The following is a 20,418-nucleotide window of genomic DNA, read 5'->3' as shown; positions in this document are numbered from 1 at the left end:
CACGGGAAATTCGAAATGAGCAACCTGAATGGCAAGACCGCAGTCGTCACGGGCGCCGCAAGCGGCATCGGCAAGGAAATCGCACTGGAGCTCGCCAAGGCGGGCGCGGCCGTCGCGATCGCCGACCTGAACCAGGACGGCGCGAACGCGGTTGCCGACGAGATCAACAAGGCAGGCGGCAAGGCGATCGGCGTCGCGATGGACGTGACCAACGAGGACGCCGTGAATAGCGGCATCGACAAGGTCGCCGAAGCGTTCGGCTCGATCGACATCCTCGTGTCGAATGCCGGCATCCAGATCGTCAATCCGATCGAGAACTACGCGTTCTCCGACTGGAAGAAGATGCAGGCGATCCACGTCGACGGCGCGTTCCTGACGACGAAGGCCGCGCTCAAGCACATGTACAAGGATGATCGCGGCGGAGTCGTGATCTACATGGGTTCGGTGCACTCGCACGAAGCGTCGCCGCTGAAGTCGGCCTACGTGACGGCCAAGCATGGTCTGCTCGGCCTGGCGCGCGTGCTGGCGAAGGAAGGTGCGAAGCACAACGTGCGCTCGCACGTCGTGTGTCCGGGCTTCGTGCGCACGCCGCTCGTCGACAAGCAGATTCCGGAGCAGGCGAAGGAGCTCGGGATCAGCGAAGAGGAAGTGATCAAGAAGGTGATGCTCGGCAACACGGTCGACGGCGTGTTCACGACGGTGCAGGACGTCGCGCAGACAGTGCTGTTCCTGTCGGCGTTCCCGAGCGCCGCGCTCACGGGGCAGTCGTTCATCGTCAGCCACGGCTGGTTCATGCAGTAATGTCTTCGCCTCCCTGACGGGAGGCGATTCCCGCACCACCGCCCATTCTCAAGACTCACGATGGCATGACGTCGATCGACGTCACGCCATCCGTCTCCGCCATCAACGGCGGATTTCTCGGAGCAACTGATGAAACCGCACGCGCGTACAGAAAAGCAGGCCGTCGATGCGGCGGACCTGCATCACGAGGCCGGCGCACCGGCCGCTGCGCGGTCGCTGCCATACGAAACGATCGCGCTCGTCCTGCAAGGCGGCGGCGCGCTCGGCGCGTATCAGGCCGGCGTGTTCGAAGGGCTGCACGAAGCGAGCGTTCCGCTCGACTGGATCGCAGGCATCTCGATCGGCGCGCTCAACACCGCGCTGATCGCCGGCAATGCGCCCGAACATCGCGTCGAGCGGCTGCGCGAATTCTGGGAAACGATCTGCCAGCCGGCGTTCTTTCCCGCGATGCCGGCCGCGTTCGAATTCGCGCTGTTCAACAGCATCGACCAGATCCGCACGTTCTTCACCGCGTCGCAGGCCGCGAGCGCGATGATGCAGGGCCAGCAGGGCTTCTTCGTGCCGCGTTTCCCGCCGCCGATGCCGGGCGTGTCCGATCATCCGGAAAAGATCAGCTGGTACGACACGTCGGCGCTGCGCGCGACGCTGCTGAAGCTGTGCGATTTCGACCGGATCAACTCGGGCGAGACGCGCGTGTCGGTCGGCGCGGTCAACGTCGGCACCGGCAACTTCGTGTACTTCGACAACTCGCGCATTCGCCTCACGCCCGAGCACTTCATGGCATCCGGCGCGCTGCCGCCCGCGTTCCCGCCCGTCGAGATCGACGGCGAGTACTACTGGGACGGCGGCGTCGTGTCGAACACGCCGCTGATGGAAGTGCTGCGCGCGCGTCCGCGCCGCGACACGCTCGCGTTCCAGGTCGATCTGTGGAGCGCACGCGGGCCGCTGCCGCGCACGATGGCCGATGTCGCGGAACGCACGAAGGACGTGCAGTATTCGAGCCGCACGCGCTTCGTCACCGACACGCTGCAGCGCGAACAGCGCTACCGCAACGTGCTGCGCCACGTGCTCGAGCAGGTGCCGGAAGAGCAGCGCAAGAACGACCCGTGGTGCGTCGAGGCTGACGCGATGTCGAGCGGGAAGAAGTACAACATCCAGCACCTGATCTATCAGCAGAAGGCGTACGAGCACCACTACAAGGACTATCAGTTCGGTCTGTCGACGATGCGCGACCACTGGTCCGCGGGTCTCGACGACATCCGCAAGACGCTCGCGGTCAAGGACGGCCTCGCGCTGCCCGTCAACGACGCGGGCTTCGTCACGCACGACATTCACCGCCGCCGGTAATGCCGTGTGCGGCGGACCGGCGCGCTGCCTGCGCCGGTCCGTCCTCTTTTCCGATTCGACATGCCGATTTTCATTGCGCTGTTCGCGCTCATCGCCATTGGATGGGGCGCGGTTCACCTGTTTCACGTCATCGCCGCGCAGTTCGGCCAGCCGGTCGCGATCGCGGCCGCCGTCCTCGCCGGCGCCATCCTGATCGCGCTGATCGCGTGGTGGATCAAACGCCGCCGCGACATCGCGCCGAACACGAAAGAACAAGGCTGGACCCACATCGTGCATCGCGCATGGGGCGAGGTGCGCGTGTCCGCGTCGCAGGGGCTGCTGTGGCTGTCGCAAGACGGCGCGGACGGCCGCTATACGCTGTCGCAGCTCGATGGCTGCGAGGCCGCGCCGATCGACGGCCGCTGGCATCTGGTCGTACGCGTGCGCGACGCGGTGCGCGGCGAATGGAAGCTGCCGATGATGGACAAGCGCGATGCACGGCGCTGGGCGCGCGTGCTGATGCTCGCTAGGGACAACCGGCTGTAACGGGTCCGAGCCGCGTGCAGGCGCCGGCACAAGCCGGCCCGCATGTGGCCGCACCGGGCGACAGGCTGAAGCGTTCGGCCTCGCGCATGCCGCGTCCGCTCGAGTCGGCACCGCGGCGTGCGTCCTGAACGGCGGCGCGATTCCCTATCGCGCGCCGAGCGCCCATAACGCGTCGAGCACGTGCTGTGTCGAGCGCTCGACCGGGCCGACCCGATGCGCGATACCCAGTTCCCGCCACAACGCCGGACGCAGCGGCCGCATGACGATGCGTGCGTCGGGCGGCGGGGCGCCCGCCTCGTGCGGCAGCAGCGTCGCGCCGTAACCCGCGGCGACCAGACTCTTGATCGCATCGTTGTAGTTGAGTTCGATGCGCGGCTCGGGCCGATGGCCGCCGAGCCCGAACCATTCCGTCGTGAGCCGCGACAGGCGGGTGGTCGCATCGTTGAGAATCAGCGGACGCGCGGCCAGATAGGCCGGCGTCACACGCGCCGGCAGTCGCCAGTCCGCGGGCAGGAAGGCCAGCACCGGATCGCGCCGCCACGCGCGGATCGACAGCCCCGCGACCGCCGGCTGCGGCAACGCGACCAGCCCGACGTCGAGCGTGCCCTGCGCGATGCGCGCCAGCGTGTCTTGCGACGTGAGCACCGCGATCTGTACGTCGATATCCGGATGCCGCTCGCGCAACCGGGCCACCGCCTGCGGCAACAGATGGGCGATCGCGCCGGTCGATGCGCCGAGGCGCACACGCCCGGTCAGCCCCTGCACTTGCCGCTCCACGTCGTCGAGGGTCGCCTCGACCTCGGCCAGCAGACGGCGCGCCCGCTCCACCAGCACGGCACCGATGGTCGACGGCTGCACGTTGCCGCGCGTGCGCGACAGCAACGGAGCGCCGATCCGGCTTTCGAGTTCGGCGACATGAAGACTGACCGTCGGCGGCGCCAGATGAAGCAGCTGCGCGGCGGCCACGAACGATCCCTGGTCGGCAATCGCGACCAGCGTACGCAATCGGTCCAGACTGATCTCGCGCATGCGCCCCCTCTCGTTCAGGAAAACTGAATCCGGCAATCAGGAAATTCAACTTTTCCTATTCTAGGCGTTCGGTGGACGATACGGCTTTCCCGATGCCCGAAACGAGGAACGCGACCATCATGAGCCTCCCCACTGTCTACATCGACGGCGACCAAGGTACGACCGGCTTGCAGATCCACGAGCGCCTGCGGGATCGCACCGACCTGCGGCTCGTCACGCTGCCGGATGCCGAACGCAAGGACCCCGCACGGCGCGCCGAAGCCATCAACGCATCCGATATCGCGATCCTGTGCTTGCCGGACGCCGCGGCGCGCGAAGCGGTCGGCTTCATCCGGAATCCGGCGGTACGCGTGATCGACGCGAGTTCGGCCCATCGCACCGAACCGGATTGGGTCTACGGTTTTCCCGAGATGGTCGACGGACACGCGCAGACAATCGCGCACGCGCGGCGCGTCACCAATCCGGGCTGCTATCCGACCGGCGCGATTGGTCTCCTTCGGCCGCTGCAACAGGCGGGCCTGCTGCCGCGCGATTACCCGGTGAGCATCCATGCGGTGTCCGGTTACTCGGGCGGCGGGCGGACCGCCGTCGACGCGTTCGAATCGAACGACGCCGCACGCGCGCAACCGCTTCAGGTCTACGGCCTCGCGCTCGCGCACAAGCATGTGCCCGAGATCCAGCTGCATGCCGGGCTCGCACACCGTCCGCTGTTCGTGCCGGCTTACGGCGCCTATCGGCAGGGCATCGTGCTGACCGTGCCGATCGAGCTGCGGCTGCTGCCGGCCGGCGTGACCGGTGAGGCGCTGCACGCGTGTCTCGCGCACCATTACGCCGGCGCGCGCCACGTCGAGGTCACGCCGCTCGCGGACACGCGCGCGATCACGCATCTCGATCCGCAAGCGCTGAACGGCTCGAACGACCTGCGGCTCAGCGTGTTCGTCAATGCCGATCACGGTCAGGTGCTGCTGGCCGCCGTGTTCGACAATCTGGGCAAAGGGGCCTCCGGCGCGGCCGTGCAGAATCTCGACCTGATGCTCGGTGCGGCGAGCGCGGCGAAAGCGGCATAAACCGCGCGCGGGCACCATCGTCGGCCGGCCCGACGCATCGCGGTCGCCGATGCGTCGGTGCCTGCTGAACGCAGCGGCTCGCGACGCGGCTGTATGCCGTAAACGGGTGCTTGCCGATGCGCCGCACATGCCCCCGTAAAAGCTCACCTTTGGCCGATTTCAGCCCGCATCGTCGCTCGCCGCGGCATTCAACCCGGCGAGCGCCTCCACCAGAAAATCGACGCACACGCGCACCTTCGCCGACGCCGCGACGCGTTCCGGATACACGGCCCAGATGTTCGCCGGCTGAATCGCGTCCGGCAGCACGCGACAGAGCTCGCCGCGCTTGATCAGCGGCGCCGCTTCCCAGATCGAACGCAGCACGATCCCGCGTCCGGCCAGCGCCCATTGCACGGCCACCTCGCCGTGGTTCGTCGACAGCGCGCCGCCGACCTTCACTGTTGCCGTTTCCCCGCGCACGTTCAACCGCCAGACGCCGAACGGATGGTCGCGCTCCTTGATTGCGAGACAGTCGTGCGACGCGAGATCCGCGAGCGTGCGCGGCGTGCCGCGCCGGGCGAGATAGTCGGGCGACGCGCACAGCACGCGATGGTTGGTGGCAAGGCGGCGCGCGATCAGGTGATCGGCGATCTCGTCGCCGATACGCACGTCGAGGTCGTAGCCTTCGCCCGCGACGTCGACGAGCCGGTCGAACAGATCGAGCCGCACGTTGAGCTGCGGATAGCGCGCGGAGAAGTCGAGCAGCGCCGGCGCGACGACATGGCGGCCGAAGCCGAAGCTGCTCGAGATGCGCAGCGTGCCGCGCGGCACCGTGCGCGTGGTCGACACGTCCTCGACGAGATGATCGACGTCGTCGAGAATCTTCTCGGCACGCGCGAACACGCGCTCGCCGGCTTCCGTGACCGTCACGCGACGCGTCGAGCGATGCAGCAGGCGCGTGCCGAGCTGCGCCTCGAGCAGCGCGATGCGCTTGCTCACATACGCAGGCGACACCGCGAGCTGCTCGGCGGCCGCGCTGAAGCTCGTCAGGCGGACGACCAGGCTGAATACGCGCAGGTCGTCGAGATTCGGCGATTTGTTCACGATTCGTGTAAAGTCGATTAACCTTTCATGTGATTTTAATCTGATTGGAAATAAATAAAATGGCGTCATGTTCCGCCGCGCACGCTGCCGGCGGGCCGACCAGCCAAGGAGGCTTGCATGAGCGACAAGACGTACAGGATTGCCGTCATCCCCGGTGACGGCATCGGCCGTGAAGTGATGCCCGAGGGCCTGCGCGCACTCGACGCCGTAACCGCGCGCTTCGGCATCCGCTTTCAGTTCGAGCAGATCGACTGGGCGAGCTGCGATTACTACGCGCAGCACGGCAAGATGATGCCGGACGACTGGAAGGCGCGGCTGTCGGGCATGGACGCGATCCTGTTCGGCGCGGTCGGCTGGCCCGCGACGGTGCCCGACCACATTTCGCTGTGGGGTTCGCTGCTGAAGTTCCGCCGCGAGTTCGACCAGTACATCAACCTGCGGCCCGCGCGCCTGTTCGACGGCGTGCCGTCGCCGCTGGCCGGCCGCAAGGCGGGCGACATCGACTTCATGATCGTGCGCGAGAACACCGAGGGCGAATATTCGTCCGTCGGCGGCACGATGTTCGAAGGCACCGAGCGCGAAGTGGTCATGCAGCAGTCGATCTTCACGCGCCACGGCACCGAGCGCGTGCTGAAGTTCGCGTTCGAGCTCGCCCAGCGCCGCGCGAAGCGGCTGACCGTCGCGACGAAGAGCAACGGCATCGCGATCAGCATGCCGTGGTGGGATGCGCGCGCGGCCGAAATGGGCGAGCGTTATCCCGAGATCGCCGTGGACAAGCAGCACATCGACATCCTGTGCGCGCGCTTCGTGCTGCAGCCCGACCGCTTCGACGTCGTCGTCGCGTCGAACCTGTTCGGCGACATCCTTTCCGACCTCGGGCCGGCCTGTACGGGCACGATCGGCATCGCGCCGTCGGCGAACCTCAACCCCGATCGCACCTTTCCGTCGCTGTTCGAACCGGTGCACGGCTCCGCGCCGGACATCACGGGCCAGTACATCGCGAACCCGATTGCCATGATCTGGTCGGCGGCGTTGATGCTCGACTTCCTCGGCAACGGCGCCGGGCGCGAGCGCGAAGCGCACGACACGATCGTCGCGGCGATCGAGGACGTGCTGCGCACCGGGCCGCGCACGCGCGATCTGGGCGGCCACGCAGGAACGCAGGAAGTCGGTGAGGCGATCGCGGCGCGCATCGCCGGCTGATAGAACGAGGTGAAGGGTGCGCCAGGTGGTCGATGGATGTCGTGTTCGAGGGTGAGCAACACGACCGACTGCCGCGCACCTTTGTCAATTCCGATGCGTGCGTTTGCATACGTTCATGCATGCGTGCGCGCGTGTCGTGGTCGATTTCGAACGGTGAGTTGCATCGCGCATCGATGCACACCGATTGAATCTCACCGTGCGTTTTGCGAAGGTGCCACGGATACCGCGTTCGAATCACGTGCGCTTCCGATCACGCACCTCGATGCGCGCGGTACTTCCGTCAGCGCATTCGCGCCGTTTCCTGCGACGATTGATCGGTGAGATGCAGAGCGTGAAGAATCACACCGTTCCGCACAAAATGCTCCATCTCCCGTAAACACTCACCTCAACACGCAGCTCCCGTATTTCCTCACCATTGAGCACAGGTGACGCGCTCGATGCACGATCGAGCGCGTCCACGCGTCGTCATCATGCTGCGTCACAGCCCGAGATCGGACAGGCTCGGATGATCGTCCGGCCGGCGGCCGAGCGGCCAGTGGTACAGGCGATCCGCTTCACGAATCGGCAGGTCGTTGATGCTCGCGTGGCGATGCGCCATCAATCCGTTTTCGTCGAACTCCCAGTTCTCGTTCCCGTATGAGCGGAACCAGTTACCCGCGTCGTCATGCCATTCGTATGCGAAACGCACCGCAATGCGATTGCCGCCGAACGCCCACAGCTCCTTGATCAACCGATAGTCGAGCTCGCGCGTCCATTTCCGCTGCAGCAGGCCGACGATCTCGTCGCGGCCCGTCACGAACTCCGCGCGATTGCGCCACTGGCTCTGGGGCGTATAGGCGAGCGAGACGCGCTGCGGGTCGCGCGTGTTCCACGCATCTTCGGCGGCGCGCACTTTCTGGCACGCCGTGTCGAGCGTGAACGGCGGAACCGGGGGACGAACTTCGGGGGAAGCGGACATGGAATGCTCCTGTTCAAGGTTCTGGCTGCGCACGAACGCAACCGGTTGGGATGCACCACTTCGACGCTCGAGACACCGTATCGAGCAAGAGTTCTGCCGTTGCGCGCGCATCGCGCGCGGCGGTCGCATCGCCACTGACGAGCGCCACGCCGATCGCCCCGTCGATCAGCACCAGCCATTGACGCGCGAGGCGGGCCAGCCCGCGACGCTCGATCTCGGCTTCGTCGGCGTACGCATCGAAACGCTCGCGCACGAACGCCAGCAGGCGCGCCTTGTGCATACGCGCGACGACGCGCACGGGATCGTCGGCGTCGGCAATCTCGCCGGATACGTTCAGGAACGCGCAGCCGTGAAAATCGGGTTGCGCAAACCAGTCGCGCAGCACATCGAACATGCCGAGCAAGTGCGCGCGCGGGGACTTGCCGCGCGAGAGCGTGGCATCGACGAACCAGCGCATCCAGCGTTCGTCACGGCGCTCGAGCGCGGCGACGACCAGCGCCTCCTTCGATTCGAAATGCGAATAAAAGCTCTTTCGCGCGGCGCCGGACCGCTTCACGATCGCGTCGACACCCGTGGCGTGGATGCCGCCCGAGTAGATCAGCGCTTCGGCCGCGTCGAGCAACCGGTCGCGAACGGCCGGTTCGCCGGAGAGGTCATCATGTGTGTTCATGGGTTTACGGCAGAACGATCGTTCTCCTGCGTCAACACCCGTGCGAAATGGCCCTGTCGGCGGGAGGGCCGGACGCGGCCTGGTTTCGATCGCTGGCGGCGGTGGTTCGTCGTGTCGAGTCCGCGGTTCGAATCGCGATGGTTGAACGGTGAGGGGATCAAATAGCGGGCAGCGCACCGATCGATGTCGCCCGGCAGCCTGACGGGTGAGTTCGCATGTCATTGATCGCCTCACGCATCGAGGCTGCGGTGTGATTGCGCTGCGTGGTGATGTGCTGCCGATGTGCCGCGGCGGGAACAAAGCAAAACCGTCGCAAGCGGATGATGCGGCTGGGGCTCGCTATTCAAGCGCGGCAAGCGAAAACGGAAGGGCAGGAAGAAAGATGCGCGCCAGACGACGCGACAGAAGGGACGAGCGTGCGGCCTCGATGGGTGAGGTGCATGCGCGATTGCATGTCACCGATGCGTCCAGCGGAATCGACGCGTGATCGCCCTCGTTTCGCAAACGAGAAGGTGCGTGCCACCCGCGGCATTACGCGCCCAAACGCGCCATCAAAGCGCGATCGAGCCGCCATTCGGCACGCGAGCACAGCTCCCGAATAATCTCACCTTACGCGTTTGTCGAAGCCGAACGGCCCCGCAAACGCTCGTGCCGACACGCGCGGGGCAGCCGGCAAACGCGCCGCGCTGCCCCACCGGCACTCAGACCGTCCAGTCGAGAATCACCTTGCCGCTTTCACCGGACAGCATCGCGGCGAAGCCTTTCTCGTAATCGTCGGCCGCAAAGTGATGCGTGATGATCGGCGACAGATCGAGACCGCTTTGGAGCATCGCGACCATCTTGTACCAGGTCTCGAACATCTCGCGACCGTAGATGCCCTTGATCTCGAGCCCTTTGAAGATCACCTGGTTCCAGTCGATCGCCGTCTGTGCGGGCGGAATGCCGAGCAGCGCGACCTTGCCGCCGTGATTCATCGCCTCGAGCATGCTCGTGAACGCGCTCGGCACGCCCGACATCTCGAGGCCGACGTCGAAGCCTTCCGTCATGCGCAGGTCGGCCATCACGTCGCGCAGCGACTCGCGCGCGACGTTGACCGCGCGCGTCGCACCCATCTTGCGCGCGAGTTCGAGCCGATAGTCGTTGATGTCGGTGATCACGACGTTGCGTGCGCCGACATGCTTCGCGATCGCGACGGCCATGACGCCGATCGGGCCCGCGCCGGTGATCAGCACGTCCTCGCCGACGAGATTGAACGACAGCGCCGTGTGCGTCGCGTTGCCGAACGGATCGAAGATCGACGCGAGATCGTCGGAAATCTCGGGCGGGATCTTGAACGCGTTGAACGCGGGAATCGCCAGATACTCGGCGAACGCGCCCTCGCGATTCACGCCGACGCCGACGGTGTTGCGGCACAGATGCCGGCGCCCCGCGCGACAGTTGCGGCAGAAACCGCACGTGATGTGGCCTTCGCCGGACACGCGATCGCCGATCGCGAAGCCGCGCACTTCCTGTCCCATCTCGACGATCTCGCCGACGTATTCGTGACCGACGTGCATCGGCACGGGAATCGTTTTCTGCGCCCAGTCGTCCCACTTCCAGATATGGATGTCGGTGCCGCAGATCGCCGTGCGGCGAATCTTGATCAGCACGTCGTTGTGTCCGACTTCGGGGCGCTTCACGCGGGTGAGCGTGAGGCCCGGGCCGCGTTCGAGCTTTGCCAGTGCTTTCATGGTCGCGCCTCCGTCAGATGATGCCGAGCGACTTGCCGACGCGCACGAACGCGGCGACCGTCTGATTGATCTGTTCGGGGGTATGCGCGGCGCTCATCTGCGTGCGGATGCGCGCGCGACCGCGCGGCACGACCGGGAACGAGAAGCCGATCACATAGACGCCTTCGGCGAGCAACTTGTCGGCCATGTTCGTCGCGAGCTGCGCGTCGCCGAGCATCACCGGGATGATCGGATGCGCGCCCGGCACGAGCGTGAAACCCGCGGCGGTCATCTGCTCGCGGAACCGCACGCCGTTCTCGCGCACGCGCTCGCGCAACTTCGCGCCTTCGTCGCTGCCGAGCAGCTCCAGCACCTTCAGCGATGCCGCGGCGATGCTCGGCGTCAGCGTGTTCGAGAACAGGTACGGGCGCGAACGCTGGCGCAGCAGCTCGATCACCTCGCGACGCGCGGCGACATAGCCGCCCGATGCGCCGCCCAGCGCCTTGCCGAGCGTGCCGGTGATGATGTCGACGCGACCGTCGACGCCGCAGTGCTCGGGCGTGCCGCGGCCGTGCGCGCCGATGAAGCCGACCGCGTGCGAGTCGTCGACCATCACGAGTGCGCCATAACGATCGGCGAGGTCGCAGATGCCTTTCAGGTCGGCGATGATGCCGTCCATCGAGAACACGCCGTCGGTCGCGATCAGCTTGTGACGCGCGCCCGCTGCGTCGGCTTCCTTCAGCTTCGCCTCGAGGTCCGACAGGTCATTGTTCTTGTAACGGAAACGCTTCGCCTTGCAGAGGCGGATGCCGTCGATGATGCTCGCATGGTTCAGCTCGTCGCTGATCACCGCGTCGTTCTCGTCGAGCAGCGTCTCGAACAGGCCGCCGTTCGCATCGAAGCAGCTCGAATAGAGGATGCTGTCCTCGGTGCCGAGAAACGACGCCAGCGCGCTTTCGAGCTGCTTGTGCACGGTTTGCGTGCCGCAGATGAAGCGCACCGATGCCATGCCGAAGCCGTCCTGGTCGAGACCGGCCTGCGCCGCGGCGATCAGGCGCGGATCGTTCGCCAGGCCCAGATAGTTGTTCGCGCAGAAATTCAGCACGCCGGCACCGCCGGCAAGCCGCACGGCCGCCGCCTGGGGACTCGCGATCTCGCGCTCGGTCTTGTAAAAACCGTCCGCGCGGATCTGGTCGAGCGTCCCGCGCACCTGGGCGAGAAAGGCATCACGCATCGCAAAGCTCCTGACAGGGATTCGCATTCCGCAGTGCCCCGCTCGTGGCGGAGGCGCAACGGCCTGCTACTGTTATAGTCGGTCGTTCGGTTGACCGCATTTATCCAATATTCCGAACTAGAATTCGAAATACCGAACAACTCTAAGCGAACGGAAACCAAATGGCAAGTTCCTCCGCGTCGCGGCGCACGCCTGCCGCCGCCGCACCGCAGTCGCCGGGCGTGACGCCGCCGCGAGTCGGCGAGCAAATCCAGCGCCTGCGCAACGAGCGCAAGCTGACGCTCGACGACCTGTCGCGCGCGGCCGGCGTATCGAAGTCGATGCTCTCCGAGATCGAGCGCGACAAGGCCAATCCGACGATCGCGGTAGCGTGGCGGCTCACCAACGCGCTCGGCATCACGCTCGACGAACTGTTCTCGCAACCGAAGGCGGCGGAGACGATCCGCGTGGACGGCCCGCACGACATTCCGACGCTCGCCGGTCACGACGGCCGCTATCAGTTGCGCGTATGGGGCCCGATCGACCTGGCCGGCAAGTTCGAGTGGTACGAACTGACGCTGCCGGGCGGCGGCGCGCTCGTGTCGAATGCGCACGAACCCGGCACGCGCGAGCACCTCACCGTGCTGCAGGGCGCGATGGAAATCGAAGCCGCGGCCGCGAGCCGGCGCCTGAAGTCGGGGGACACCGCACGCTACGCGGCCGACACGCCGCATGCGATCCGCAACCCCGGCAAGGCCGAGGCGCGCGCATTACTGATCGTGATTCATCGCTGAAAATGCGGATAGCTGGCCGAAAGGCCAGTTGCGGAAAACACTGTATGTTTGTACAGTATACGGACATTCCGCCATGCATGGCCGGGGTCGGCGCACCGAGGCGCCCGCGCCGGTCGACAGGAGCCTGCGATGACAGAAGAACAAGATTTGGCCGCGCTCAGCTTCAAGGCTGCCGCGCGCGACCTCGAGCTGATCGTCCGCCATATAGCCGCGCGCTACATCCGTCAGCGCGTCCCGCTGTCGTGGCGCCTGCTGCACGCCATCGAAGCCGAGGCGCTCGCCGATCTCGGCTTTGCCAGCCGGCACGACGCCGGCATGCGTCAACTGTTCGAACGGCCGTCGGACATGACCTTTCCCGAAACGGACGATCCGATCGACTTCGGCCGGTCGAATGCGCTGCCCGCCGTCTTCTCGTTCGCGGTCCTCGCATATGAAGCCGCGGCGCGGTCGCAGGAAGCCGCGCCCCACGAGCGCGTTCAACGTCCGTCCAAGGCATGGGGCGACTGACGCCCCGCCCGGATCGTCCGACACGGCGGCCGGCTTCTGCATCCTGCTGCCCGCGATGTTGCGCAAAGGGCTACCATATACGCAACTAACGGAATAAATAACATGTCCCTTCCCACGCCTTCCGACACCCCAGCACGCCCGGAAGAAAAGGATCTGTTCGACCGCGGCGCATCCGACTGGATCCTGTCGCCCGAAACCGCATTCGACGCATGGCTTGCCATGCAGGACTACCGCCGTTCGTCAGCCGACGTCTATCGCGCACAATGGGGTGCCTTTCTCACGTGGCTGCGTGCACACCAGAAAAACCTGGCGACGGTCGATACCGCGTCGATCGCGAACTTCGTCGGCGAGCTGCCTATCCGGAAAACGCAGCGGATGCGCTACCTGCGGCTGATCGAGCGCGTGCTCGACCACATCCGGCGCACCGAGCTCGCGTCCACCAACCCGGCGCGCTTCATTGCTCAGGATGGCGAAGCGAACTGGCGCCAGGCACGCGACAACGAGCCGACCGGTTTCCTGACGCCGGCCGAACGCGCGAAGTTGCTGGCCTACCTGTTTTCGCCGATCGGCGTATCGGGCTCCGCCTACTGGAAAGAGCGGCGCGACCGCGCGCTCGTCGCTGCGTTTCTCGGTGCCGGCGTGAAGACCGGCGAAGCACGTGCGCTCACCATTAGTTGCATCAACACGAGCGGAACGTCGCTGCAGATCCCGTCGACGCATCCGGATTTCGCGCGCGAAACCCATCTGGCGTCGTTCGCGATCGCGTTGCTCGAAGCGTGGCTCGTGGAGCGCAAGCGTCAGGAGATTCCCGGCGAGCTCGTGTTTCCGGCGTCGCACGCCGGGCGGCCGATGCACAAGGCGACGATGCTGCGCGCGATCGATGCGATCGTCGAATCGGCGGGGCTCACGTCGTCGCGCACCGCGCGCGCGAGTCCGCAAACGCTGCGCAACACGTATGCGGCCGAACTGTTCGAACACGACGTGCCGCCCGAGCGGGTCGGCAAATGGCTCGGCTTCATGCGGCCGATCTCGTCGAACCGCCTGCATCGCGCGTGGAAAAACTGGCGCGATGATCTCGTGAATGGTGACGCGTCCGACCACGACGAAACTCACTAATGCCGAGCCGGCTGCTCACGCGACATGATCCGTGAGCAGCCTTGTGCGGCGTAGCCTCACCGTTTCACAGCTCCCGAAAAACCTCACCTCACGCGTCCCGGATTACCTCACCTGTGCGATCGCTGTGCCGGCTGACGCATCAGTCGCGTGCAAAACGCGCGATCGCTTCGAATCGGGAAGGCCACGGCCCCGACGCATGTTCGCATTCGGGGCACGATACTTCGAACCCGTCGTCGCCTTGCGCCAGTTCCGGTTCACCGTCGCAATGCGGGCACTGGCTCGGCACCGGAACTTCGTGGTCCAGCGACGTACCGATCGCGGCATACGCGTCCGCATCCAGTTGACCCGCAGCGGCCAAGCGCCGGATCAGCGCGGCAATTTCCGGATTCATCCCTTGGCTCGCACGCAGCATATTCGCGTCGCGCGTCGCGCGTTCCAGTTCATCGCCCTGGCTGCGCAACTGCTCCTCGAGCCGGTCGGCACGGGCCTTGGCCGAACTCAATTGCTGAAGGAAATCGAATTCCTTGCGCTGCACGTCGCGCAAACCGCTCTGGTAGGTCGACGCCATGCTGCGCAGCGAGTCCAGCTCGACCAGCATCGGTTTGACGCGCCGCTCGGCTTCGGCCACCGCATCCTTGATCTGCTGCGCATAGTGTTCGGTGCGCTGCTGCAATTCTGCTTGCAGCGTATCGATGCGGTCGCGCAGCGCGGCGTTCTGCGTCTGTTCGGCGTCGACGCGGGCGGCCATCGCGGCCAGTTCCTTTTCGAGTCGGGCGATCGTGGTGAGCAGCGTCGCTTCGTTTGCCGAACCGTGCGTCGATTGCGAGGCTAGCTGCACTTCGAGCTCGGTCACGCGCGCCTGCAGCTGGTCGTTGCGGGTTTCACTACGCGTCAGCGCGCCTTCGAGTGTTTCCTGGCGAACAGCGGCGTCGCGCAGCCGCTGTTCCGCATCGCTCACGCCGGCGCGAATCTGTTCGCGGTCGACGTCGAGGCTTTCCCTCGCCGCCTTCAATGCTTCTTCATATAGTGCGCCGAGCAATGCGCCGGCCTTTTCCTCGACCGCTTTCGGAATCGCCGCGCCGTCGAGCCGGACTTTCGACGCGGAACGGATCCGTTCCCAGAAATGGTCGATGTCCTTCGGAATGTCGCTGGCACTGCCGGTCTGGGTCAGATCACGGACGTTGGCGGCCGACGGCCGGATGCCAAGATCGAAGAACAGGCGCTTGCACGCATGCAGCGACAACTCCTGGCGGCGTGCGCCGCTCGCGCGGAGCGATTCCAGTTCTTCCCGAATGGCTTCACGCATTTCATCCAGCGTCATGACAAGGCTCACGGACATTGAGATATTGCGATCATAACGAAATACGTATTTTTTGATACTTGTTTTGGTCGATCGTAGCGAATTTACGTCGCTGTGCACAGAAATCGGGGCTGTGAGCCGATTCGGTCGAAGCAGCTCTCCAATTCCGTGAAACAAAGCGAAGAAAACGAGCCAAGTCCTTGTACTGAAAGCGTTTTGGAGCAGACCCCGAAAAAGTGCATTTGTTTCACATGCCGAGCGTCATCGTAGCCCGTCGGTGTTCAGGGTTTGGGGTCTCTGTGGAAAACTCGGCGGCCGATGTCTTGAGAGTATTAGAAGTAAACACCCTTGAACCCTTAGTTAAAAACGTTAACGCCACGGCACAGCCTTATGTACCAAGGCTTTCCGGCCGACAAGGTGAAGTTTTACGGGAACCAAGGTGATGTTCTGCGGGAGCTGAAGTGATGGGGTTCAGGGAGCTGCGTGAGCCGATGCAGGAAAGGTCGTGAGCGGATTCGGGATCACAGTGAAACACGAGATTTCCCAAAGGTGAGGTTTTTCGGGGCCACACAGCCGCAGAACCCGCGCTGTGCCTGAGCGCACAGTTTTCTGCCTGTGCAGACACAGGTGAGAATTTGCAGGACCTTCTTCGCGCCCTCATTCTGCCCATCTTTTGGGCAATTTTCGTGAAAGGTGAGGTTTCACGGGACGCCACAGGGATTTGCTGTGAGGGTTTCCGGGAAACGACCGTCATTTTGCACCGCAAAGGTGCCCTGTGGAGCCTGTGAAGGCCCAAAGGTGAGGCTTTTCGGGAGTGAAACCCGGGTTTTCCTGGACGGAACCCGTTGAGGTGAGCTTTTTCGGGGCATCAATCACAGGCTGTCGTGCGCTATATGGGTGAGCATTTTCGGGAGCGCTATTTGCTTAAAAAGTGGGCAAAGGTGAGGCTTTTCGGGGGCCATCACAGGGCGAATTCGCTGAAAAGCCCGCCGGGACTGGCCGAAATCTGATTTTTGCTGTGCCACTTTTTGGCACAGGTGAGAATTTTCAGGAGTCGACACGCAGCTGTCGCATTCGCCCGGATGCCCGAAAGGTGAGGTTTTTCGGGGGGTGATCGCTGGGCACAGCGGAACGCCTGCCGCACATAAGTATCGGATGCCATTGAGATTTTTGATACCGCCGCGGTTACGGTGAGGTTTTTCGGGAGCTGCTTTCGCATCCGCTGGAGCGCCGCTTTTTTCAATAAGGTGAGGCTTTTCGGGAGGTCCTCGCGGCTGATCCCGCGTGTGTCGGGGATTCCTTGGCGTCCCGGTCACAGAATTCCGAGCTGGTGAGGTGAGAATTTTCGGGACCGAACGGTTTCTGTGCGCTGTACAATGCGCGCCCGGGCCTGTGAAACGGCTTCGATCGACGTCGCGGAGCGCCTTTTTGGCGCGGATTTCCGGATTCGGGAGCGAATCGTGGTCTCCCGGTCAGCCAAGCCTGTACATGCATACAGGCCGGTGCGGGTCCATCCGCCCGCCTTCGTCACACCCAGTAGCGACCCTGTGACGAGGACCCGGACGCGCAGTCGTAAAATTACGACAAATCGAAAGGTGAGCCGATACGGGAGCAAGTTTCGCACGTGTCGAGCACAGGCAAAAATCTGTGAATCCGCGCATCCCGCGACACGTCTGGACGAGTCAGAAACGCTGTAAATCCGGACCGGTGAGGGTTTTCGGGAGAGGGCTGGGGTGAGTGCCGGTTTGTGCACGCACTTCACCGGCTATGGTGAGCATGTCGTTCTGGACGCACATCACCACAGGCGCTATCCTTCCGTGAAACTTCTCCCTCCGACCCGACGCATGGCCACGAAGCGCGCCAAGAAAACCGATGTGGATGTGGTGAGTGCCAGTTCAGCCGAATTGCGTAAGGCCGTCGAGGCGATCGCAATTCAGCCGAAAAGCGGCAAGATCACCCTCCTGACCCGCAAGCTGTTCAACGTCCTGCTCGCCGTCGCGCAGCAGGCCGACGACTCGGGCGACACCTACCGCGCGCTGCTGTCGGATATCGTCGCCAACTCCGCCTTCGATTCGAACGACACCGCACTGGTGAAGGAACACCTGCGCCGCATGGTGTCGGTTCAGGTCGAATGGAGCACGGGGACGTCGAGCCAGAAGCCGGGCCGCAAGTGGGGGATCTCGACGCTGATCGCCGATGCCGAAATTCTCGAGGATCCGGCCACCCGCCGCGTGTGGGTCGAATTCTCGTTCGCACCGAAGATCAAGAAGAAGCTGCTCGACCCGGTCCAGTACGCGCGTCTGAGCCTGCAGTTCCAGAGCCAGCTGCGCAGCAGCGCCGGTCTCGCGCTCTACGAGATCTGCGTGCGCTACCTGACGAACCCGAGCCACCTGACGATGCGCGAGCCGTGGGAATGGTGGCGGCCGATCCTATCGGGTACCCCCGATACGGAGGCCGGCGACGAGGCGAAGCGCGAGTACAAGTACTTCAAGCGCGACTATCTGCGTCCGGCGATCGCCGAGGTCAATGCGGTGACCAACATCTTCGTCGAGCTGATCGAGCATCGCGAAGGGCGGCGGGTCGCGGAAATCCAGTTCCGCGTGACCGAGCGCAAGCAGCCGATGCTCGCGCTCGACGAGCATCCGAACGTGTTCGACAGCACGCTGGTCGACCGGATGGTGAAGCTCGGGATTCCGCTCAAGGAAGCGCAGACGCTCTACGCGGATAGCGAGGAAAACCGGATTCGCGCCGCGCTGCAGATGACCGAACAGCGGATGCGCAGCACGACGCTGCCGCCGGTGCGCAGTGCACCCGCGTTGTTCAAGGATGCGCTGAAGAAGGGTTATGCGCCGCCGGTCGAGTCCGTCGACACGCTGCCTTCCGGCATGCCCGCCGCGAAAGCCGTCGCGGCGCAGCCGGATGATCTGAAGGCGCGCCTGTTGAGCGAATTCTCGGCGTTCCGCCGCAAGGAAGCGAAGGTGCTGTACGAGGAGCAGGGCGACGCGGAGCGCGAAGTGGCGCGCGAGTCGTTCGAGTCGGAAGTGTTGCCGACGATGGGCTCGCACCTGCGTGACGACTGGCGCAAGCGCGGTCTCGATTCGAAGCTCGCCGAGACGGCGTTTTTCGACTGGCTGGCCCAGAAGACCTGGGGCGAGCCGACCGACGGGGACCTGCTGTCGTTCACCCTGAATCAATCGCGGGCCGCCTGAGGCCCGTTCAGGCCCCTCTGACGGGCCGCCGCCGGGCACCCGCCCAACCGGCGGGCCCGGCGCATCGCCAGGCCCTGCCGGCCGTTTCCCTCACTCCGACAACAGCATCCGCTCGAGCTGCTCGAGGATCGCGTCGCGCTTGTCCTTCGGGAGGCCGCGCAGGCGCAGTTCGATGCGGTCTTCGCCATACGACTTCAGGTCGCCGACTGACTTGCCGCCAAGCTTGATCTCGAGACGCTGCGCATAGCGCTGGCGGCCCGCCGGCTTCGGCGTCTCCTGCGCCGCGACGCGGCCCTTGACGATGTCCGATACCTGGCGCGTGCTGAGATCGTCGGACACGATCTTGTTGATCAGCCGCAGCGTCGCCTCGGTACCGCGCGCATTGTGATAACGGCCGACCTGATACGCCATGTTCGAACCGAAGCGATCGGGGCGCGCGACCATCTCCTGCATCACGGTTTCCGGCAGCTTGCCGATCGACAGCGCAACCGCGACCGTCGACTCGTCGAGGCCGAGATGTTCGGACAGTTCCTTCTGACTCTGGAAGTGCTTGTCGTCGAGGAAGCGGCGCCACACGACGGCGTTGTCGAACACCGTCTGCGAATCGCGTTGCACGTTCAGGTCGTAGCCGAGCTTGTAGCTCTGAATCCCGATCGGCACGTCGATCACGATCGCCTTCACCGACTCCTTGTTCGCTTCCTTCAGCGCGCGGACGCGACGGCCGCCGTCGCTGACGAAATACGTGCCCGGATTGTCGTAGTCCGGAATCACGTGGATCGCCTGCTGCTGCCCCTGCTTCGCGAGATTGACCGCGAGTTCGGCAATCGACGACTTCAGATAGAAGTGCCGCGGGTTGAACGGGCTATGCTTGATTGCCTTCAGCGGCAGCTCGATCACCTGGCCGGGCGCATAGCGATTCTCGAGCCGCCACGCGCGATATTGCAGCGACTCGTCGACAGACGGATCGAGCAGGACCTCCATAACCGGCGGCGGCGTGATGTCCTTCTTGGCGGACTTCGTCGGGGCCGGCGTGGCCGTCTCGGACTTGACGATGCCGTCGATGGCATTGAGCCGATCAAGCGCCGTGCGCTTCTCGCTCGTCGTGATATCCGGGCGCGCTTGGAATCCTTTTGCAAATTGGGAAGGTTTCATGTGACTCCTTTATGCGCATAAAGTCAGGGCAGCATGGCGACGATTTCGTCGGCACATGCGCGGATTTCCGCGGCGGCCAGCTTGGCGCCGCGGTCGTTCATCTGCAGCACGGTCTGACCGAGCGCCATCGCTTGCTTGTACGCTTCCCGGGTCGGGATTTGCGTCTTCAACAACGGGAAGCCGAGTTCCTCGAGCGCGCGCTTGAGTTCGCGGGTCAGCATGCGCTTCTCTTCCGTCTTGTTCAGCAGGAAGACCGCACGGAGATCTTCGTTCATCACCTGCGCCTGCTGGATCAGCTTGACCAGCCCGACGCTCGACCAGTAGTCGGCCGGCGACGACGAAGTCGGGATCACGGCGATCGATGCGGCCAGCAGCACGACGCCGGAGACCTTCTCGGTGATCGACGGCGGGCAATCGACGACGATGATGTCGTAGTCGTTGATGAACTTCTTGATCTCGCGATGGATTTGGCCGCCAGCTTCAGCGAGGTTGACGACCGGGAAAGGGATGCCGGCGTCGCTGTCACCCGATGCGCTCGACCAGTGAATCAGTGTGTTTTGACCGTCGGCGTCGATGACGAGGACGCGCTTCCCTTTCTCATGGAATGCCGCGCCGAGATGCATGGCAATCGTGCTTTTGCCGACGCCACCTTTTTGTTGAGTGACTGCAATGATTTCCGCGGCCAATTTTCACTCCTGTTTTTGGTCGTTGGAATTCTACAGGACGATATTTATA

Annotated in this window: 18 protein-coding genes; 9 read left to right on the top strand and 9 right to left on the bottom strand. The window is 64.5% G+C overall.

Going from position 1 to position 20,418, the window contains the following annotated elements; translation table 11 throughout:
• Window positions 1-15: 15 nt before the first annotated feature.
• From LMA02_RS30245 to LMA02_RS30235, 3 genes are all read left to right on the top strand, one after another.
• A complete protein-coding gene (locus tag LMA02_RS30245; protein ID WP_228908699.1) occupies window positions 16-801 on the top strand; it encodes a 3-hydroxybutyrate dehydrogenase in 786 nt (261 codons plus the stop codon).
• A gap of 129 nt (window positions 802-930) precedes the next feature.
• Window positions 931-2,148, top strand: coding sequence for a patatin-like phospholipase family protein (locus LMA02_RS30240; RefSeq protein ID WP_228908698.1), 1,218 nt, complete (start codon window positions 931-933; stop codon window positions 2,146-2,148).
• Window positions 2,149-2,208: 60 nt separating this feature from the next.
• Window positions 2,209-2,673 carry a hypothetical protein gene (locus LMA02_RS30235; protein ID WP_126226308.1) on the top strand — a complete coding sequence of 155 codons (465 nt, stop codon included), beginning with the start codon at window positions 2,209-2,211 and terminating at the stop codon, window positions 2,671-2,673.
• Window positions 2,674-2,817: 144 nt separating this feature from the next.
• On the opposite strand, the gene LMA02_RS30230 is transcribed toward LMA02_RS30235, so the two are convergent.
• Window positions 2,818-3,702, bottom strand: coding sequence for a LysR family transcriptional regulator (locus LMA02_RS30230; protein WP_228908697.1), 885 nt, complete (start codon window positions 3,700-3,702; stop codon window positions 2,818-2,820).
• 119 nt (window positions 3,703-3,821) lie between these two features.
• Here LMA02_RS30230 and argC point away from each other — a divergent pair, with 119 nt between their 5' ends.
• A complete protein-coding gene (gene argC, locus LMA02_RS30225) occupies window positions 3,822-4,769 on the top strand; it encodes an N-acetyl-gamma-glutamyl-phosphate reductase (protein WP_228908696.1) in 948 nt (315 codons plus the stop codon).
• A 159-nt stretch (window positions 4,770-4,928) separates the two neighbouring features.
• Here argC and LMA02_RS30220 read toward each other — a convergent pair whose 3' ends face one another.
• A complete protein-coding gene (locus tag LMA02_RS30220) occupies window positions 4,929-5,852 on the bottom strand; it encodes a LysR substrate-binding domain-containing protein (RefSeq protein ID WP_228908695.1) in 924 nt (307 codons plus the stop codon).
• 117 nt (window positions 5,853-5,969) lie between these two features.
• Here LMA02_RS30220 and LMA02_RS30215 point away from each other — a divergent pair, with 117 nt between their 5' ends.
• Window positions 5,970-7,055 carry a tartrate dehydrogenase gene (locus tag LMA02_RS30215; RefSeq protein WP_228908694.1) on the top strand — a complete coding sequence of 362 codons (1,086 nt, stop codon included), beginning with the start codon at window positions 5,970-5,972 and terminating at the stop codon, window positions 7,053-7,055.
• Between the two features lie 478 nt (window positions 7,056-7,533).
• Here the strand turns inward: LMA02_RS30215 and LMA02_RS30210 are convergent, their stop codons facing one another.
• The 4 genes from LMA02_RS30210 to LMA02_RS30195 form a co-directional block, all read right to left on the bottom strand.
• The gene (locus LMA02_RS30210) at window positions 7,534-8,013 is read right to left on the bottom strand and encodes a DUF1348 family protein (protein WP_228908693.1); all 480 of its coding nucleotides are present in this window, start codon (window positions 8,011-8,013) and stop codon (window positions 7,534-7,536) included.
• A 13-nt stretch (window positions 8,014-8,026) separates the two neighbouring features.
• Entirely contained in the window at window positions 8,027-8,683 is a 657-nt protein-coding gene (locus LMA02_RS30205) for a TetR/AcrR family transcriptional regulator (RefSeq protein ID WP_228910031.1), read from the bottom strand.
• A gap of 701 nt (window positions 8,684-9,384) precedes the next feature.
• The gene (gene tdh / locus LMA02_RS30200) at window positions 9,385-10,413 is read right to left on the bottom strand and encodes an L-threonine 3-dehydrogenase (RefSeq protein WP_228908692.1); all 1,029 of its coding nucleotides are present in this window, start codon (window positions 10,411-10,413) and stop codon (window positions 9,385-9,387) included.
• A 13-nt stretch (window positions 10,414-10,426) separates the two neighbouring features.
• Complete coding sequence (locus LMA02_RS30195) at window positions 10,427-11,626, bottom strand: glycine C-acetyltransferase (protein ID WP_228908691.1); 1,200 nt, start codon at window positions 11,624-11,626, stop codon at window positions 10,427-10,429.
• A 161-nt stretch (window positions 11,627-11,787) separates the two neighbouring features.
• On the opposite strand from LMA02_RS30195, the gene LMA02_RS30190 reads away from it, so the two are divergent.
• The 3 genes from LMA02_RS30190 to LMA02_RS30180 all read left to right on the top strand — a co-directional run bounded on the left by LMA02_RS30190 (window position 11,788) and on the right by LMA02_RS30180 (window position 14,022).
• Window positions 11,788-12,399, top strand: a complete 612-nt coding sequence (locus tag LMA02_RS30190; RefSeq protein WP_228908690.1) for a helix-turn-helix domain-containing protein — start codon at window positions 11,788-11,790, stop codon at window positions 12,397-12,399.
• A gap of 129 nt (window positions 12,400-12,528) precedes the next feature.
• Window positions 12,529-12,906: a DUF2471 family protein gene (locus LMA02_RS30185; protein ID WP_228908689.1), complete on the top strand. Its 378-nt coding sequence runs from the start codon at window positions 12,529-12,531 to the stop codon at window positions 12,904-12,906.
• A 102-nt stretch (window positions 12,907-13,008) separates the two neighbouring features.
• A complete protein-coding gene (locus tag LMA02_RS30180; RefSeq protein WP_228908688.1) occupies window positions 13,009-14,022 on the top strand; it encodes a tyrosine-type recombinase/integrase in 1,014 nt (337 codons plus the stop codon).
• A 139-nt stretch (window positions 14,023-14,161) separates the two neighbouring features.
• Here LMA02_RS30180 and LMA02_RS30175 read toward each other — a convergent pair whose 3' ends face one another.
• Window positions 14,162-15,343, bottom strand: coding sequence for a DNA-binding protein (locus LMA02_RS30175; RefSeq protein ID WP_228910030.1), 1,182 nt, complete (start codon window positions 15,341-15,343; stop codon window positions 14,162-14,164).
• Window positions 15,344-17,166: 1,823 nt separating this feature from the next.
• On the opposite strand from LMA02_RS30175, the gene LMA02_RS30170 reads away from it, so the two are divergent.
• Entirely contained in the window at window positions 17,167-18,531 is a 1,365-nt protein-coding gene (locus LMA02_RS30170; RefSeq protein WP_012365031.1) for a replication initiation protein, read from the top strand.
• 90 nt (window positions 18,532-18,621) lie between these two features.
• Here the strand turns inward: LMA02_RS30170 and LMA02_RS30165 are convergent, their stop codons facing one another.
• Window positions 18,622-19,683, bottom strand: a complete 1,062-nt coding sequence (locus LMA02_RS30165; protein WP_228908687.1) for a ParB/RepB/Spo0J family partition protein — start codon at window positions 19,681-19,683, stop codon at window positions 18,622-18,624.
• Between the two features lie 23 nt (window positions 19,684-19,706).
• Complete coding sequence (gene parA / locus LMA02_RS30160) at window positions 19,707-20,369, bottom strand: ParA family partition ATPase (protein WP_006751663.1); 663 nt, start codon at window positions 20,367-20,369, stop codon at window positions 19,707-19,709.
• Between the last annotated feature and the right edge of the window lie 49 nt (window positions 20,370-20,418).

This window comes from Burkholderia sp. B21-005 (assembly GCF_020843965.1).
Lineage (GTDB): Bacteria > Pseudomonadota > Gammaproteobacteria > Burkholderiales > Burkholderiaceae > Burkholderia > Burkholderia ambifaria.
The sequence above is the reverse complement of the archived record's forward strand: the minus strand, read 5'-3'. Positions and strand labels throughout refer to the sequence as shown.

Bases quoted from the DNA above. Each gene is read 5' to 3' on its own strand.
- LMA02_RS30245 (WP_228908699.1), top strand. From the start codon at position 16: ATGAGCAACCTGAATGGCAAGACCGCAGTCGTCACGGGCGCCGCAAGC.
- LMA02_RS30240 (WP_228908698.1), top strand. From the start codon at position 931: ATGAAACCGCACGCGCGTACAGAAAAGCAGGCCGTCGATGCGGCGGAC.
- LMA02_RS30235 (WP_126226308.1), top strand. From the start codon at position 2,209: ATGCCGATTTTCATTGCGCTGTTCGCGCTCATCGCCATTGGATGGGGC.
- LMA02_RS30230 (WP_228908697.1), bottom strand. From the start codon at position 3,702: ATGCGCGAGATCAGTCTGGACCGATTGCGTACGCTGGTCGCGATTGCC.
- argC (WP_228908696.1), top strand. From the start codon at position 3,822: ATGAGCCTCCCCACTGTCTACATCGACGGCGACCAAGGTACGACCGGC.
- LMA02_RS30215 (WP_228908694.1), top strand. From the start codon at position 5,970: ATGAGCGACAAGACGTACAGGATTGCCGTCATCCCCGGTGACGGCATC.
- LMA02_RS30210 (WP_228908693.1), bottom strand. From the start codon at position 8,013: ATGTCCGCTTCCCCCGAAGTTCGTCCCCCGGTTCCGCCGTTCACGCTC.
- LMA02_RS30205 (WP_228910031.1), bottom strand. From the start codon at position 8,683: ATGAACACACATGATGACCTCTCCGGCGAACCGGCCGTTCGCGACCGG.
- tdh (WP_228908692.1), bottom strand. From the start codon at position 10,413: ATGAAAGCACTGGCAAAGCTCGAACGCGGCCCGGGCCTCACGCTCACC.
- LMA02_RS30195 (WP_228908691.1), bottom strand. From the start codon at position 11,626: ATGCGTGATGCCTTTCTCGCCCAGGTGCGCGGGACGCTCGACCAGATC.
- LMA02_RS30190 (WP_228908690.1), top strand. From the start codon at position 11,788: ATGGCAAGTTCCTCCGCGTCGCGGCGCACGCCTGCCGCCGCCGCACCG.
- LMA02_RS30185 (WP_228908689.1), top strand. From the start codon at position 12,529: ATGACAGAAGAACAAGATTTGGCCGCGCTCAGCTTCAAGGCTGCCGCG.
- LMA02_RS30180 (WP_228908688.1), top strand. From the start codon at position 13,009: ATGTCCCTTCCCACGCCTTCCGACACCCCAGCACGCCCGGAAGAAAAG.
- LMA02_RS30175 (WP_228910030.1), bottom strand. From the start codon at position 15,343: ATGACGCTGGATGAAATGCGTGAAGCCATTCGGGAAGAACTGGAATCG.
- LMA02_RS30170 (WP_012365031.1), top strand. From the start codon at position 17,167: ATGGCCACGAAGCGCGCCAAGAAAACCGATGTGGATGTGGTGAGTGCC.
- LMA02_RS30165 (WP_228908687.1), bottom strand. From the start codon at position 19,683: ATGAAACCTTCCCAATTTGCAAAAGGATTCCAAGCGCGCCCGGATATC.